Raw genomic sequence first — 15,410 nt, 5'->3', positions numbered from 1 at the left:
GTATCCCATAAGAACCCAGAATGGGGAGCGCGGGCCCATTTCGGTAGGGTCCAGGGCATCAGTTTAACGGTCCGGCAACAGCCGCTTTGCAAATTGCATGTCCTGACACGGTGCCGGCCTTTCTTCTCATCAGGGTGATTTCGGGGTTTTGAACGGGTGCGGACCCGTTTCGAGGGGTTTGATGGCCGGCTTTGTTTCTCACTTTACCAACCGGCTGGATGCCAAGGGTCGCGTGTCGATCCCGGCACCCTTCCGTGCGGTTCTGGCGAGGGACGGATTTGAAGGTCTTTATTGCATTGCTTCTTCCCACTGCCCGGCGGTCGATGCCGGCGGCAACGAGCTGCTCGCGGAAATCGAGAAGCGCTCGGAAGCTTTCGCAAAGCTCTCCCCGGACCACGATGCGCTCGCTGTCGCCCTGTTCGGCGCCAGCGAAAACCCGAAAATCGACGGGGATGGCCGCATGACCATTTCCGACATGATCCGCGACCACACCGGCATCACCGACCAGGTGACCTTTGTCGGCATGAAGTACAAGTTCCAGATCTGGGAACCGGAAAAGTTTCGCGAGTACCGCGCAGAGGCCCAAAGGCGTGCGCTCGCGATGTTGTCGGGGCAGGCCCCCGCATCTTCTCAGGGAGAACCGGTATGATGGCGCGCGGCGACAGGGAGCAATCTCAGTCCGCTGGCGGACCCGAGCGTCATGTGCCGGTTCTCCTGAAGGAAGTTCTGGAGTGGCTCGACCCGAAAGAAGGCGAGGTCGTCGTCGACGGAACCTTCGGTGCCGGCGGCTATTCGCGCGCCATTCTCCAGCGCGGGGCGACGGTGATCGGTATCGACCGTGATCCGGACGCGATCGCTGGCGGTCAGGACCTGGTGAAACAGTCCGATGGCCATCTGATCCTTGTGCCCGGGCAGTTTGCCGATCTGGAGATCCACACGCGGGAGCAGGGCTTTACGGGCGTGGACGGTGTCGTGCTCGATCTTGGCGTTTCCTCCATGCAACTGGATGAGGCCGAGCGCGGTTTCTCCTTTCTGCGCGACGGGCCTCTGGACATGCGAATGGAACAGGCCGGTCCTTCCGCCGCCGATGTTGTCAACGAGCTTCCGGTGAAAGACCTGATCCGGATCATCGGACTGTTGGGTGAGGAAAAGCGGGCAACGTCGGTTGCGCATGCAATCGACAAGGCCCGCAAGGAAAAACCTTTCTCACGGACGGTCGAGCTGGCGAACCTGATCGAAAAGGTGCTCGGCCGGTCGCCCAAGAAGGCGCAGATCCATCCGGCCACGCGCACGTTCCAGGCACTTCGGATCTATGTGAACGGTGAGCTGCATCAGGCCGCAAAGGCACTCGGCGCCGCCGAGCGCATTCTGAAGCCGGGCGGGCGGCTGGTGCTGGTGAGCTTTCATTCCCTGGAAGACCGCATCGTCAAACGCTTCTTCCAGGACAGGACCCGCACACGGGGTGGCGGGTCCCGCCACATGCCGGAGGAAGAGGTTCCGCCGGCAACTTTTGAACTTTTGACGCGCAAGGCGGTCGAGGCTGCGGCGGAGGAAACGGACGCCAATCCGCGCGCCAGATCCGCAAGGCTCAGGGCCGGACGGCGGACCGGGGCAGCTGCGCGCGAACTGGATATCCATGCCGCGGGCGTCCCGCGTCTGGCGGAATTTCATGGACTAGGGGGCTGAAAATGGTTCGAACGCTGAACATCTTGTTCATTCTGGCGGTCGTGATCGGTGCCGGCACCGTTTACGAAATGAAGCTGGCCGCCACCAAATCGGCGGAAAAGGTGGCCGAGCTCAAGCAGCAGATCGATGAGGAGCGCGACGCCATCCGTTTGCTGAAGGCCGAGTGGAGTTTGCTCAACAAGCCGGACCGCCTGCAGTCGCTGGTCGAGCGCTACAATGACTATCTTCAACTACAGCCCCTGGACGTGAAGCAGATCGTGAGCCCGGAAGACTTGCCGGCCCGTCCCGTGATGCTTGAACCGGTCGGCGGCAGCCAGATGGGCGGCTATGCCGGCGGCTCGGCAGTGATCCGGTGAGGGGCTGAACATGACAATGGTAAGCGAACCGGCAAGTTTCCTCCAGGTGCGGCGCGCACAGCCCAGGGCCGTGCGGGGATCCGTATCGTCCAGCGCGGTCAAGGCCCGGGTTTACATGGCGATGCTGGCTTTTGCCTGCGTCTATGTTGCCATCGCCGGCCGTCTCGTGATGCTGGCCCAGATGGAGGAAGCGCCGTCCCGGGCGTGGATTTCCGCGCAGGATTCCATTTCCGCCTCTAGGCCGGACCTGATCGATCGCAATGGCGAAATCCTTGCGACCGACATCAAGACCGCGTCGCTCTACGCCGAGCCGCGCCGAATTCTCGATGTCGATGAGGCCGTGGAAGGTCTGACCCGTGTGTTGCCGGAACTCGATCAGAACGTCGTTCGCCGGCGGCTGGATAGCCGCGCGGGTTTCGTCTGGCTAAAGCGTGAGCTGACCCCGCAGCAGGCCGAGGAAGTGCACAACCTCGGTTTGCCGGGCATCGGGTTCCTGTCCGAGAACCAGCGGTTCTATCCGGGCGGGCCGACTGCGGGTCACATCGTCGGATCCGTGAACATCGACAACCAGGGCCTCACTGGTATCGAAAAATACATCGACGGGGAATGGCTGGCCGATCTCCAGTCGCTCGGTTTTGCGTCCGACCGCACCATGGAACCGGTCAGGCTTTCCATGGACCTCAGGGTACAGCATGTCGTGCGCGATGAACTGGTCAAGGCCATGGAGCGCTTTCAGGCGATCGCCGCAGCGGGGATCGTTCTCGATGCCAAGACGGGCGAGGTCGTCGCCATGTCGTCGCTTCCCGACTATGATCCCAACGATCGCTCGCAGGCGCTGGAGAAAGACCGTCTCAACCGGGCGACCGGCGGCGTTTTCGAGATGGGGTCCGTGTTCAAGACCTTCACAGCCGCAATGGCCCTTGATTCAGGTGCTGTCTCCATCAACGACAGCTTCGACGCGACGCGTCCGATCCGGGCGGCGGGCCGCACGATTTCCGATTTCCACGGAAAACACCGCATCTTGTCGGTGCCCGAGATTTTCATTTATTCGTCGAACATCGGAACGGCGAAGATGATGCTGGCAACCGGCATCGACCGTCAGAAGGAATTCCTGACGCGTTTGCACCTGACGGAACGTTTGACGACGGAATTGCCTGAAAACGCCGCGCCCCTGCTGCCGCCGAAATGGAACGAACTCGCTGCCATGACGATTTCCTTCGGGCACGGAATATCAGTCACGCCGATGCAGACGGCAGTAGCCGCGGCTGCCCTCGTCAACGGCGGCAAGCTGTTGCCGCCAACCTTCCTGCCGCGCAGTGAGGAAGAGGCACAAGAGCTTGGCAAACAAGTCGTTTCCGAGAAGACCAGCCGCATTATGCGGTATCTCTTCCGGTTGAACGTGTTGTCCGGCTCCGGCCGCAGGGCGGACGTTCCGGGCTATACCGTCGGCGGCAAGACGGGAACGGCGGAAAAGATCGAGAACGGCCGCTATGTCAACGACAAGCGCCGCAATTCCTTCCTGTCGGCTTTCCCGATGGACGACCCTCGCTACGTGGTTCTGGTCGTGCTCGACGAACCGAAGCCGGAGCGGAAAGGGGTTGGTGCAACGGCCGGGTTGAACGCGGCACCGACCGTTGCGGCGATCGTGCGGCGCTCGGCTCCGATGCTCGGTGTCATGCCGCGTTTCAGCAAAGGGGATGAACCAATCGAGATTTCCTATTAAGGAGACGTTTGAAGTTTTGAATGCCGGCGGGGTCGCAGCCGATTTCCGGTGTTCCGTAAAGCTTCCCGAAGACGACGCACAAACCGGATGATCGGGTGAAATGGATCTTGAATATTTGGCCGCCGGCCTGAAATTGCCGGAAATGGCAGGAACTCTGAAAATATCAGGGTTGACGGCGGACAGCCGCAACGTCCGGCCAGGCTTTCTTTTTGCCGCCTTCCAAGGCGCTTCCGTTGACGGAACACGATTTGCCCCGAACGCAGCCGCGGCCGGGGCGGTTGCCATTTTATGTGCGGAAAATTCGGTCGACGCCGTCCGGTCTGCATGCCCACAAACCGTTGCCGTTATCGGCGCGCCGGACCCGCGCCATGTGTTCGCCAGAATGGCAGCCCGTTTCTACGGCGCCCAGCCGGACACGATCGTCGCGGTCACCGGCACGTCGGGCAAGACTTCCGTTGCACATTTTGCCCGCCAGATCTTTCAGGCGGCCGGTCATCCGGCGGCCAGCCTTGGTACGCTGGGAACCGTCAAGCCGGACGGTGAAAGCTATGGCGGCCTGACAACGCCCGATCCGGTGGCGCTTCACAAGGAGCTGGCCGAGCTCAAGGCCGAAGGCATCAATCATGCGGCCATGGAGGCCTCGTCTCACGGTCTCGACCAGTGCCGGCTGGATGGTGTCCGGTTGACGGCCGCCGCCTTCACCAATCTCGGCCGCGATCACATGGACTATCATCCGACGGTCGAGGACTATCTGCACGCCAAACTGAGGCTCTTTTCCGTGCTGCTGCCTGTTGGCGGAACGGTTGTGTGCGATCCGGGCGAGAAATATTCCGACCGCGTGCTGGCCGTTGCGCAGGAGCGCGGGTTGCCGGTCTTTACCGTCGGGGAAACCGGCAGGGACCTGACCCTGACCGGCCTGAAACCCGCCGGTGCCGGGCAGGAACTGTCGCTGCACACGGCGAGAGGCGACTACAAGGTGACGCTGCCCCTGATCGGGCGTTTCCAGGTTTCCAATGCCCTGATCGCGGCGGGTCTTGCCATTGCATCCGGTATCGACACGGGTACGGCAATGCGCGCGCTTGAAAACCTGAAGGGGGCGCCCGGCCGGCTGGAACTTGCAGGCAGGACCAGGGGCGGCGGAATGATCTTTATCGACTATGCCCACAAACCCGACGCGCTGGACAACGCGCTGGCCGCGCTCCGGCCCTTTGCAACGGGCAAGCTTTCGGTTGTCGTCGGTGCTGGTGGCGACCGGGATCCGGGCAAGCGCGAACTGATGGGGGCGGCGGCGGCCCGCCAGGCGGACCTGGTGATCGTCACCGACGACAATCCACGCTCCGAGGATCCCGCCACGATCCGGAAGGCGGTGCTGAGCGGGGCTCCCGGCGCACTGGAAATCGGCGACCGTTACGAGGCCATTGCCGAAGGTGTTCGGCGCCTGGAAGCGGGCGATATTCTGTGTGTAGCCGGAAAAGGTCACGAAACGGGCCAGATTGTTGGCGACACAGTGATTCCCTTTTCTGATCATGAAGCAGTCATTCGCGCCATAAGCCTTGAAGGAAACACATGAGCGACCCGCTTTGGACTTTGGAAGCCTTTGTGGAAGCTGCTGGCGGCAGCTCCAAAGGCGATGCTGGCGCCGAGATCTCCGGAATTTCCATCGACAGCCGCACTCTTGAACCGGGCGACGCCTTCGTTGCCATCAAGGGAGACCGATTGGACGGGCACGACTATGTGGAGGCAGCCCTGGAAGCCGGGGCCTCTGTGGCCCTTGTCGCCGAAGACCGCCTGTCGGACCTGCCGGAGGACGGCCGCTATGTGGTCGTTGCCGATCCGCTTGAGGCTCTGTGCAAGATCGGCATTGCCGCTCGCGAGCGCACGGACGCCAGGATCGTCGCGGTCACCGGATCGGTCGGCAAGACCGGCACGAAGGAGGCTCTCCGCCTGACGCTGGAGCCGTCCGGCAAAGTGCATGCGTCTGTTGCTTCGTTCAACAACCACTGGGGCGTGCCGCTGACGCTGGCCCGCATGCCTGCCGACACCGACTTCGGTGTCTTTGAAATAGGCATGAACCATGCCGGCGAAATCACGCCACTGGTGAAGATGGTGCGGCCGCATGTGGCCGTCATCACCACGGTCCAGCCGGTTCACCTGGAGTTCTTCGACTCCCTTGAAAAGATCGCCCAGGCGAAGGCGGAGATCTTCGACGGGCTGGAGTCCGATGGGGTGGCGGTCCTCAACAAGGACAACCGCCAGTACGATCTTCTGAAATTCCTGGCGGTAACCGCCGGCGTGAGCCGGATCGATACGTTCGGTGAAGATCCGTCCGCCGACAGCCACCTTGAAAATGTAGTGAGCCACCCGGCGGGATCGAGCGTCGAGGCGATCATCCTGGGTCAGGAAATCACCTACAAGATCGGCGCGCCCGGCAAGCACCATGTGAAGAACAGCCTTGCGGTGCTCACGGCTGTGGTTGAACTGGGCGCGGATCTTGCCAAGGCCGGTCTCGCGCTTGATGCGATGCGGGCGCCGAAGGGGCGGGGCGAAGTTTCCAGGTTGCCGATCCAGCGCGGAGAACTCTTCCTGATCGACGAGAGCTACAACGCAAATCCGGCTTCCATGCGCGCGGCGCTCGCTGTTCTCGGCGAGGCTCCGGTCAAGCGGCCAGGCCGCCGGATTGCCGTTATCGGCGACATGCGTGAGCTTGGCAGCGATGCAGACCGGCTGCATGCAGAGCTGCTGACGCCGATTACGGACGCCGGCATCGACGCCGTTTATTGCGCCGGCCCGCACATGCATGTGCTCTGGAAGGAGCTGCCGCATGAAATCCGGGCGCATTACAGTGAGGATGCGAAAGATCTGGAAGAAGCGCTTTTGAGCGACGTGCGCCCTGGCGATGTTGTTATGATCAAGGGATCGCTTGGAACCCGTATGGGCCCGCTTGTCGAGGCCTTGAAAAAGGAATATCCGCCTGCGGACGATACTGCGGCGGCATAAGGGATAGCTGATGTTTTATTTGCTGGGGCAATTTGCTGATCAGATTTCGGCGCTGAACGTGTTCCGTTACATTACGTTCCGGACCGGCGGCGCGATCATGACGGCCCTTTTCTTTGTCTTTCTGTTCGGACCGAAAATAATTGCCAGCCTCAGGATCCGTCAGGGGCACGGTCAACCGATCCGGGCGGACGGTCCTGAAAGCCATCTTCTGACCAAAAAAGGCACACCCACCATGGGCGGCCTCATGATCCTTTCCGGGTCGCTGGTGGCCGCGTTGTTATGGTCCGACCTGACCAACCCTTACGTCTGGGTGGTGATCGGGGTGACGCTCGGTTTCGGCGGTATCGGTTTTTACGACGACTATCTGAAGGTGACGAAATCATCGCACAAGGGGTTCGGCGGCAAGGCGCGGCTCGGTCTGGAATTCGTGATCGCCGCCGCTGCCGCTTTCGTAGTGACAATCCTCGACGGGTCGGAGTTTTCGGAAGCCATCACCTTTCCTTTCATCAAGGACCTGACCCTCAACCTCGGCCTGGTCTTCATTCCCTTTGCCGCCTTCGTCATGGTCGGTGCGGGCAACGCGGTGAACCTGACCGACGGCCTCGACGGACTGGCCATCGTGCCGGTAATGATCGCCTGCGCCTCCTTCGGCCTGATCGCCTATCTGTCGGGGAACGCGGTGTTCGCCAGTTACCTGCAGATCCACCACGTGGCCGGCACCGGCGAACTCGCGGTGATCTGCGGCGCGGTGATCGGCGCGGGGTTGGGCTTCCTGTGGTTCAACGCCCCTCCCGCCGCGATCTTCATGGGGGACACCGGCTCGCTCGCGCTCGGCGGCATGATCGGGGCCATCGCGGTCGCCACAAAACATGAAATCGTTCTGGCCATTATCGGCGGTCTCTTCGTTCTGGAAGCCGTTTCGGTGATCGTGCAGGTGATTTCCTTCAAGCTCACCGGCAAGCGTGTCTTCCGCATGGCGCCGATCCACCATCACTTCGAGATCATGGGCTGGACGGAAAGCCAGGTGGTGATCCGTTTCTGGATCATCTCCGTTGTTCTGGCCCTGATCGGCCTTGCCACGTTGAAGCTGAGGTAAGGCGCATGATCCCGGTTACCACATTCGAAAACAGAAAGGTTGCGCTCTTCGGTCTCGGCGGATCGGGTCTCGCAACGGCCCATGCCCTGAAGGACGGCGGCGCGGATGTGGTGTGTTTCGACGACAATGACGAGCGGGTGGCCCAGGCCGCGAAGGAGGGGCTGCAAACGCAGGATCTGCGGGCGCTTGACTGGTCCGCCGTCGACGCGCTGGTGCTGGCGCCCGGCGTGCCCTTGACCCACCCGGTGCCGCATTGGTCGGTTGACCTGGCCAGGGACGCAGGGGTGGAAATCATCGGCGATGTGGAACTGTTCTGCCGGGAACGGCGCAAACTTTGCCCGTCGGCGCCGCTGATCGCAATCACCGGCACGAACGGCAAGTCGACCACGACCGCTCTGATCGCCCATCTCCTGAAGGAGCTTGGACTGGATGTCGAGATCGGTGGCAACATCGGTACGCCGGTGCTGCAACTCGAACCGCCGCAGCCCGGCCGCCATTATGTGGTCGAGTGCTCTTCCTATCAGATCGACCTGGCGCCGACGCTGGATGCCACGGTCGGCATTCACATGAACCTGTCTCCGGATCATCTCGACAGGCACGGCTCGATGGACAACTACGCCGCCATCAAGGAACGCCTGGTGGCCGGGGCGAAGGTGGCCATCGTCGGCGTGGACGACCGGCTTTCTTCCGCCATTGCCGACCGGCTGGAACTGGCGCGCAAGCCCGTCTGCCGGATCGCAGGGGAGAAGGAACTCACCAACGGCATCTATGCCTGCCATGGCCGCCTGATCGAAGCCCATGACGGCTCGCAGATCGAGGTCGCCCTGCTCGGCGGGATTGACAGTCTGCGCGGCGATCACAACGGACAGAATGCCGCTGCCGCTTTCGCCGCGCTCCGGGCGCTGGAGCTGCCGGCGGCCAGGATAGCGGAAGCCATGAAGTCCTTCCCTGGTCTTCATCACCGTATGGAAGTCGTGGCGAAAAAAGGCCGGATCCTCTTTATCAACGATTCCAAGGCGACCAATGCCGATGCGGCAGCCCGTGCCCTTGCCAGTTTCGACCGGATCTACTGGATTGCCGGCGGGCGTGCCAAGGACGGCGGGATCTCCTCGCTCGACGAGTATTTCCCCAGGATCGCCAAGACCTTCCTGATCGGAGAGGCGGCCCAGGCTTTTGCCAAGACACTGGACGGGCGGGTGCCCTACAAGGTCAGCGGTACACTCATGCAGGCCGTCAAGGATGCCGCCGCAGAAGCCGCAGAGGACGGGGCGGAGGAGATCGCCATCCTGTTGTCGCCGGCCTGCGCGAGTTTCGACCAATTTCCGAACTTCGAACTGCGGGGCGCTGCTTTTGTAGACGCGGTGCGTGCCTTGCCTGATGCTGGAGACAGTCAGGAGGAGGTGGCTTAAATGGTCTCACGTGCCGATCGCAGCCGGTTTGCGGAGTGGTTCTGGACAGTGGATCACTATCTGCTTGCCGCCTTCTTCCTGCTGATGGCGGGCGGTGTGGTCCTGTCCTTTGCAGCCAGTCCTCCGGTCGCCGAACGTATCGGTGTCGAAACCCTTTACTTCGTCAAGCGACAGGCGCTGTTGTTGCTTCCGGCTCTGGCCATCATGTTGTCGGCCTCTCTCATGTCGCCGCGCATGGTCCGGCGCGCGGCGCTGATCGTTTTCGTACTGTCGCTCGTTATGATGGTCGCGACGCTCTTTGTCGGCTTTGAAGCCAAGGGCGCCCGGCGCTGGATTTATCTGGCCGGATTTTCGCTGCAGCCTTCGGAATTTCTCAAACCCGCCTTCGTTGTCCTTGTTGCCTTTCTCCTGTCTGAAAGCGGCCGAAGGCGCGAGGTCCCGGGTGTTCTGTTCGCTTTTATTCTCTTCGCTGTCTGTGCCGCGCTTCTCGTGGCGCAACCGGATTTTGGCCAGACCATGCTGCTCGGGTTGGTCTGGGCGGGACTTTTTTTCCTGAATGGCATTTCCTGGCTGATCATCATGGTGCTCGGCCTGATCGGTATCGTGGGGCTTTTTGCCGCCTATGCCTTCCTGCCTCATGTAACCAAACGCGTCGACCAGTTTCTGGATCCGAGTTCCGGCGATACCTTTCAGGTCGATACCGCCATGGAATCCTTTCAGGCCGGAGGCTGGTTCGGACGCGGCCCGGGCGAGGGCACCGTGAAACTCATTCTACCGGACAGCCATGCCGACTTCATCTTTGCGGTTGTCGGAGAGGAATTCGGCGCGATCGCCTGTCTGATCCTGGTTTCCGTCTTTGCCTTCATCGTCATTCGCGGTCTCCGGCATGCCGGCCGCGACCAGGATGCCTTCAGCCGGCTTGCGACGGCTGGGCTGGTCGTGTTGTTCGGTCTGCAGGCAACCATCAATCTGGCCGTGAACCTGCACCTGATGCCGGCCAAGGGCATGACCCTGCCTTTCATCTCCTATGGCGGATCGTCGCTTCTGTCTTCCGCCATGACTGCCGGTGCCATTCTGGCGCTCACCCGCAGACGGCCCCAACCGTCGCGCGGCGGTGAGGCCGTGACCGTGAGCCGGCTTTCCCCTTCGTCTTTGATGTAGCGTTTCAAACGGTCTTACATGAGCAAAACAGTTTTATTGACGGCCGGCGGAACGGGCGGCCATCTGTTTCCCGCACAGGCGCTCGCCAGCGAGCTGCTTCGGCGCGGCTGGACCGTGGAACTGGCGACGGATGAACGGGCCGACAAATACGGCACCGAATTTCCCGCCCGCAGGGTCCATATCATCGCCTCCGAGACCATCCGTGGCCGCAATCCGCTGTCTCTGGCCAAGACCGCTTTCAGTCTGCTTTTCGGCACGCTTCAAGCCCGCAAAGTCATCAAGACCCTGAAGCCGGACGTGGTGGCGGGATTCGGCGGTTATCCGACGTTTCCACCGATGTACGCCGCGCGGCTGACGGGCACGCCTTCGATCCTGCACGAGGCCAACGGGGTCATGGGCCGGGCGAACAGGATGTTGGCCAAGGGCGTTACGGCCATTGCCACAAGCATTCCGATCGACGGCCTACCCGGCGAGCTGTCACAAAAACTGGTCGAGACCGGCAATCCGGTGCGCGATGCGGTTCTGACCGCCGCGGAGCTGCCCTATGTTCCACCGCAGGCCGGTGGCGAATTCAAGCTGCTCGTATTCGGCGGGTCCCAGGGAGCCCGGTACTTTTCCGATCTCGTTCCCCCGGCAATCGAGAAGTTGCCCGCAGACCTGCGGACCCGTCTGTGCATAGTGCAACAATGCCGCCCGGAAGACATGGAACGGGTGCAGCAGGCCTATGACGGTCTTGGTGTCAAAGCGGAGTGTGCCCCCTTCTTTATGGACATGCCGCAACGGATCGCCCAGGCGCATCTGGTGGTCTGCCGCTCGGGGGCCTCGTCGGTGAGTGAACTGAGCGTTCTCGGGCGGCCTTCGCTTCTGGTGCCTCTGCCGGGCGCCATCGATCAGGACCAGGCAGCCAACGCCAGGGTTCTGGAAAAGGCGGGCGGTGCCTGGCCGGTCCGGCAGGCGGATCTCGATGCCGACCGGCTCGCGGCGGAGCTGACTCGTTTCATGGCCTCACCGGACATCCTGGCGCAGGCGGCGGAGAACGCAAAAAGCGTCGCAAAACCGGATGCGGTCAAACGATTGGCCGATTTGGTCGAAAGAATCGCGAACAAACAAGGAGAACGGCCATGAAGATGCCGCAGGATATCGGACCGGTTCATTTTGTCGGCATCGGCGGGATCGGCATGAGCGGGATTGCCGAGGTGCTGAAGACGCTCGGTTATCAGGTGCAGGGCTCGGACATGGCCGAGAACGCCAATGTTCAGCGTTTGCGCGACAACGGCATTCCGGTCACGGTCGGACATGCGGCTGAAAATCTCGGCGACGCGGAAGTTCTGGTGGTTTCTTCGGCGATCAAGAAGGACAATCCCGAGCTGGTGGCGGCTAGGGAAAAGCTGATACCCGTGGTGCGGCGGGCGGAAATGCTGGCGGAGCTGATGCGTTTCAAGCAGGCGATTGCCGTCGGCGGCACCCACGGCAAGACAACGACGACCTCCATGGTTGCCGCGCTGCTCGACGCGGGCAATCTGGATCCGACCGTCATCAACGGCGGCATCATCAATGCCTATGGCACCAACGCCCGTATGGGTGAGGGCGACTGGATGGTGGTCGAGGCGGATGAAAGCGACGGCACTTTCGTGAAGCTGCCGGCCGACATTGCAGTCGTTACCAACATCGATCCGGAGCATCTCGATCACTACGGCGACTTCGCCGGGGTGCGCGCCGCGTTCCGCCAGTTCGTGGAAAACGTTCCCTTCTACGGCTTTGCCGTCATGTGCCTGGATCATCCGGAAGTCCAGACCATGATCGGCACCATCGAGGACCGTCGTGTGGTCAGCTACGGCGCCAATCCGCAGGCGGATGTCCGGTTCACCGATGTCGCCATGGATGGCGGCAAGTCCATCTTCTCCGTGACCCTGCGGGACCGCCGCACGGGGCAGGTGTCGGAAATGAAGGATCTGGTGCTTCCGATGCCGGGTCTGCACAATGTCTCCAACGCGACGGCCGCTATTGCCGTTGCCTCGCAGCTTGGCGTCGGCGCCGAAGACATCCGAAAGGGGCTTGCGTCCTTTGGCGGGGTGAAGCGCCGTTTCACCCACACTGGCACCGTCGGCGGCATCCAGATCTTCGACGATTACGCTCACCATCCCGTGGAGATCAAGGCCGTGTTGCATGCCGCGCGCGAATCCACCAAGGGCAACGTCGTTGCCGTGATGCAGCCGCACCGCTACACACGCCTCCACAGCCTGTTCGACGATTTTTCCAACTGCTTCAACGATGCGGATGCGGTCATCATCGCGCCGGTCTATGCCGCTGGCGAACAGCCCATCGAAGGCGCGATGCACACGGATCTGGTCTCGGGTATGAAAACCCGCGGGCACCGGGACGTCAGGGCCATCGAGGGACCGGAAGAACTGCCCCGGATGATCCGGGAAATGACGGGACCCGGCGACTTCGTGGTCTGCCTTGGCGCAGGCAACATTACCCAGTGGGCCTACGCGCTGCCGAAACAGCTCGAAGAGCTTTAGGGGATATCCGGTATGAGTTTTCCCGATCTTCTGGACCTTCACCCGAAGCTGGGTGAGGGGATCCGCGGCAAGCTGACGGCCAACCAGCCGCTCTCCGCGGTGACCTGGTTTCGCACCGGCGGCCCGGCGCAGCTTTTGTTCCAGCCGGCGGATGAGGCCGACCTTTCGGCCTTCCTGAACAAACTGCCGAAGGACATTCCCGTCCTGCCGGTCGGGCTCGGCTCCAACCTTCTGATTCGCGACGGCGGTCTGGAAGGGGTGGTGATCCGTCTGAGCGCCAGAGGGTTCGGGGCCATTGAGGAAATAGGCAACAACCGGCTGCGTGCCGGAGCCGCCGTTCCGGACAAGCGTCTTGCGGAAGCCGCCGCCAAGGCGGGGCTCGGAGGTTTTGCCTTTTACACAGGTATTCCGGGCGGCCTCGGCGGGGCACTCAGGATGAACGCCGGGGCGCACGGCACGGAAACCTGCGAAAGGATGGTGGAACTCATCGCCATCGACCGGGACGGCAATCGCCATGTCCTTAAGAACGAGGATATGGGCTATGCCTACCGCCACTCAGACGCGTCGAAGGATCTGATTTTTACTTCCGCCGTCTTCGAGGGCCTTCCCCAGGACGAGGAAACCATACGCAGGGAAATGGCGGACGTAGTGGCGCACCGGGAACGGGCGCAGCCGATCCGCGAGAAAACCGGCGGGTCGACCTTCAAGAACCCGCCGGGAACCTCCGCCTGGAAGGAGGTCGATGCTGCCGGTTGCCGCGGCTTGACCATCGGCGGAGCTCAGATGTCGGAAATGCACTGCAATTTCATGATCAACACGGGCGAGGCCACCGGCCACGACCTGGAACTTCTGGGTGAAACCGTGCGTGCGCGTGTCCTCAAACACAGCGGTATCCGGCTGGAATGGGAAATCAAGCGACTTGGACAGTTCGGGGCCGAGGGGGCAATCGAACCGTTTTTGGGTGAAGAAAAGGGAGCTGCGTAATGGCCAGCAAACATGTTGCCGTTCTGATGGGGGGCTGGGTCAATGAAAGGCCGGTCTCGCTTACCAGCGGCAAGGAATGCGCGGACGCCCTGGAAGAGGCCGGCTACAAGGTCACCCGGGTCGATGTGGACCGCGATGTGTCGGCCGTTCTGAAGGATCTGAAGCCCGATATCGTGTTCAATGCACTCCATGGTCCGTTCGGCGAAGACGGCTGCGTTCAGGGAATATTAGAGTTTCTTAACATCCCCTATACACATTCCGGTGTGATGGCTTCATCCCTTGCCATGAACAAGGTGAAGGCAAAAGCGGTGATGGCGGCGGCGGGAATTCCGGTCGCCGAACACCTCGTCGTGAACCGCAGCGACATCGTCCGCGAGCACCCTATGAAGCCGCCCTACGTGCTCAAGCCCATCAACGAAGGCTCGAGCTTCGGAGTGCTGATTGTCAAGGAAGATCAAGAGTTTCCGCCCCAGGAGCTGGGCCGGGAGGACTGGCCCTTTCCGGAGGTCCTGATGTGCGAGAGGTTCATCAGGGGACGCGAGTTGACCTGTGGTGTCATGAATGACAAGGCGCTTGGGGTCATCGACATCATTCCCATGGGGCATGGCTTCTATGATTACGATGCAAAATATGCAGAAGGCGGTTCAAAACACATTCTTCCTGCAAAAATTTCACCGATTGTTTACCAAACCATAGAGACACTAGCGGTTAAGGCACATCAGGCTTTGGGATGCCGTGGTGTTTCCCGGGCCGATTTCCGATTCGACGAGCGCGAAGACGGAACCGGGAACCTGATTTGCCTTGAAGTGAACACGCAGCCAGGCATGACGCCAACCTCTCTTGTGCCGGAAATGGCGGCCCATCAGGGGATGAGTTTCAAGGATCTGGTCAGTTGGATGGTTGAGGACGCGAGTTGCTGTCGCTAGGTCGCAAACACAGACGCAAGGCTTTGACGCCGCTGGAAGCCGAACTGGCTCCCCGCGGGCGCGGCGTTGCGCGTTTGCACCGTCAGCCGGTCTGGCGTGCCGCCGGCCGCCTTGCAGAACTTCCGCAGTGGACCGGTTCTGCCGCTGCACTCGGTTTCTTAACCTTAACGATTGGTTATGGAATAGTCATAGGAGGGCACGGCCGTCTCGTCTCCGATGCACTCCTGTCCGGCGCGGGTTTCGGTATCGAAGCGGTGAAGCTTTCCGGCCAGCGTGAAATCAACGAATTCCAGATCCTGGAAGCCCTTGAAATTCCCGAGGGCGCTTCGCTTGCGCTTTACGATGCGGAAAGCGCACGCGAGCGCTTGAACCATATGGCCTGGGTCAAGAACGCCTCCGTGATGAAGCTCTACCCGAGCACGCTTCAGATCAATATCGAGGAGCGGGTTCCCTATGCCCTGTGGCAGCGCGGCGACCTGGTTTCGATTGTGAACCAGGCCGGCGACGTGATCACCGACGAAGTCGACGGGCGCTATGCGAACCTTCTGCT

The 15,410-nt window shown here is 61.6% G+C and carries 14 protein-coding genes; all 14 read left to right on the top strand.

The genetic code is table 11. The features are described 5' to 3' along the window. The first annotated feature begins 181 nt into the window (after window positions 1-181). Window positions 182-649 (top strand): division/cell wall cluster transcriptional repressor MraZ, encoded by a 468-nt coding sequence (locus tag ACQY7U_RS05110; RefSeq protein ID WP_428642662.1) that lies wholly within the window; start codon window positions 182-184, stop codon window positions 647-649. After that, complete coding sequence (gene rsmH / locus ACQY7U_RS05105; RefSeq protein ID WP_428642661.1) at window positions 646-1,686, top strand: 16S rRNA (cytosine(1402)-N(4))-methyltransferase RsmH; 1,041 nt, start codon at window positions 646-648, stop codon at window positions 1,684-1,686. Before ACQY7U_RS05110 ends, rsmH begins: the two co-directional genes overlap by 4 nt. A 2-nt stretch (window positions 1,687-1,688) precedes the next feature. Then, a complete protein-coding gene (gene ftsL / locus ACQY7U_RS05100) occupies window positions 1,689-2,042 on the top strand; it encodes a cell division protein FtsL (protein WP_428642660.1) in 354 nt (117 codons plus the stop codon). A gap of 10 nt (window positions 2,043-2,052) precedes the next feature. Further along, window positions 2,053-3,765 carry a peptidoglycan D,D-transpeptidase FtsI family protein gene (locus tag ACQY7U_RS05095; protein ID WP_428642659.1) on the top strand — a complete coding sequence of 571 codons (1,713 nt, stop codon included), beginning with the start codon at window positions 2,053-2,055 and terminating at the stop codon, window positions 3,763-3,765. 100 nt (window positions 3,766-3,865) lie between these two features. Beyond that, the gene (locus ACQY7U_RS05090; RefSeq protein WP_428642657.1) at window positions 3,866-5,335 is read left to right on the top strand and encodes a UDP-N-acetylmuramoyl-L-alanyl-D-glutamate--2,6-diaminopimelate ligase; all 1,470 of its coding nucleotides are present in this window, start codon (window positions 3,866-3,868) and stop codon (window positions 5,333-5,335) included. After that, entirely contained in the window at window positions 5,332-6,762 is a 1,431-nt protein-coding gene (locus tag ACQY7U_RS05085) for a UDP-N-acetylmuramoylalanyl-D-glutamyl-2,6-diaminopimelate--D-alanyl-D-alanine ligase (protein ID WP_428642655.1), read from the top strand. Before ACQY7U_RS05090 ends, ACQY7U_RS05085 begins: the two co-directional genes overlap by 4 nt. A gap of 10 nt (window positions 6,763-6,772) precedes the next feature. Then, entirely contained in the window at window positions 6,773-7,858 is a 1,086-nt protein-coding gene (mraY, locus tag ACQY7U_RS05080; protein ID WP_428642654.1) for a phospho-N-acetylmuramoyl-pentapeptide-transferase, read from the top strand. A gap of 5 nt (window positions 7,859-7,863) precedes the next feature. Next, entirely contained in the window at window positions 7,864-9,267 is a 1,404-nt protein-coding gene (murD, locus tag ACQY7U_RS05075; protein WP_428642653.1) for a UDP-N-acetylmuramoyl-L-alanine--D-glutamate ligase, read from the top strand. Beyond that, entirely contained in the window at window positions 9,268-10,428 is a 1,161-nt protein-coding gene (ftsW, locus tag ACQY7U_RS05070; RefSeq protein ID WP_428642651.1) for a putative lipid II flippase FtsW, read from the top strand. Window positions 10,429-10,446: 18 nt separating this feature from the next. Continuing rightward, window positions 10,447-11,553, top strand: a complete 1,107-nt coding sequence (murG, locus tag ACQY7U_RS05065; protein ID WP_428642650.1) for an undecaprenyldiphospho-muramoylpentapeptide beta-N-acetylglucosaminyltransferase — start codon at window positions 10,447-10,449, stop codon at window positions 11,551-11,553. Continuing rightward, the gene (gene murC / locus ACQY7U_RS05060; RefSeq protein WP_428642649.1) at window positions 11,550-12,950 is read left to right on the top strand and encodes a UDP-N-acetylmuramate--L-alanine ligase; all 1,401 of its coding nucleotides are present in this window, start codon (window positions 11,550-11,552) and stop codon (window positions 12,948-12,950) included. Before murG ends, murC begins: the two co-directional genes overlap by 4 nt. A gap of 12 nt (window positions 12,951-12,962) precedes the next feature. Beyond that, on the top strand, window positions 12,963-13,934 hold the full coding sequence (gene murB, locus ACQY7U_RS05055; RefSeq protein ID WP_428642648.1) for a UDP-N-acetylmuramate dehydrogenase: 972 nt from the start codon (window positions 12,963-12,965) through the stop codon (window positions 13,932-13,934). Further along, window positions 13,934-14,860, top strand: a complete 927-nt coding sequence (locus ACQY7U_RS05050) for a D-alanine--D-alanine ligase (protein ID WP_428642646.1) — start codon at window positions 13,934-13,936, stop codon at window positions 14,858-14,860. The genes murB and ACQY7U_RS05050 overlap by 1 nt, the downstream gene beginning before the upstream one ends. Continuing rightward, the coding region (locus ACQY7U_RS05045) for a cell division protein FtsQ/DivIB (protein ID WP_428642644.1) at window positions 14,848-15,410 on the top strand (563 nt) is incomplete at its 3' end. The genes ACQY7U_RS05050 and ACQY7U_RS05045, both read left to right, overlap by 13 nt.

The organism is Roseibium sp. (assembly GCF_050301095.1).
Classification (GTDB): Bacteria; Pseudomonadota; Alphaproteobacteria; order Rhizobiales; family Stappiaceae; genus Roseibium.
This window is presented reverse-complemented; position numbering and strand designations above follow the sequence as displayed.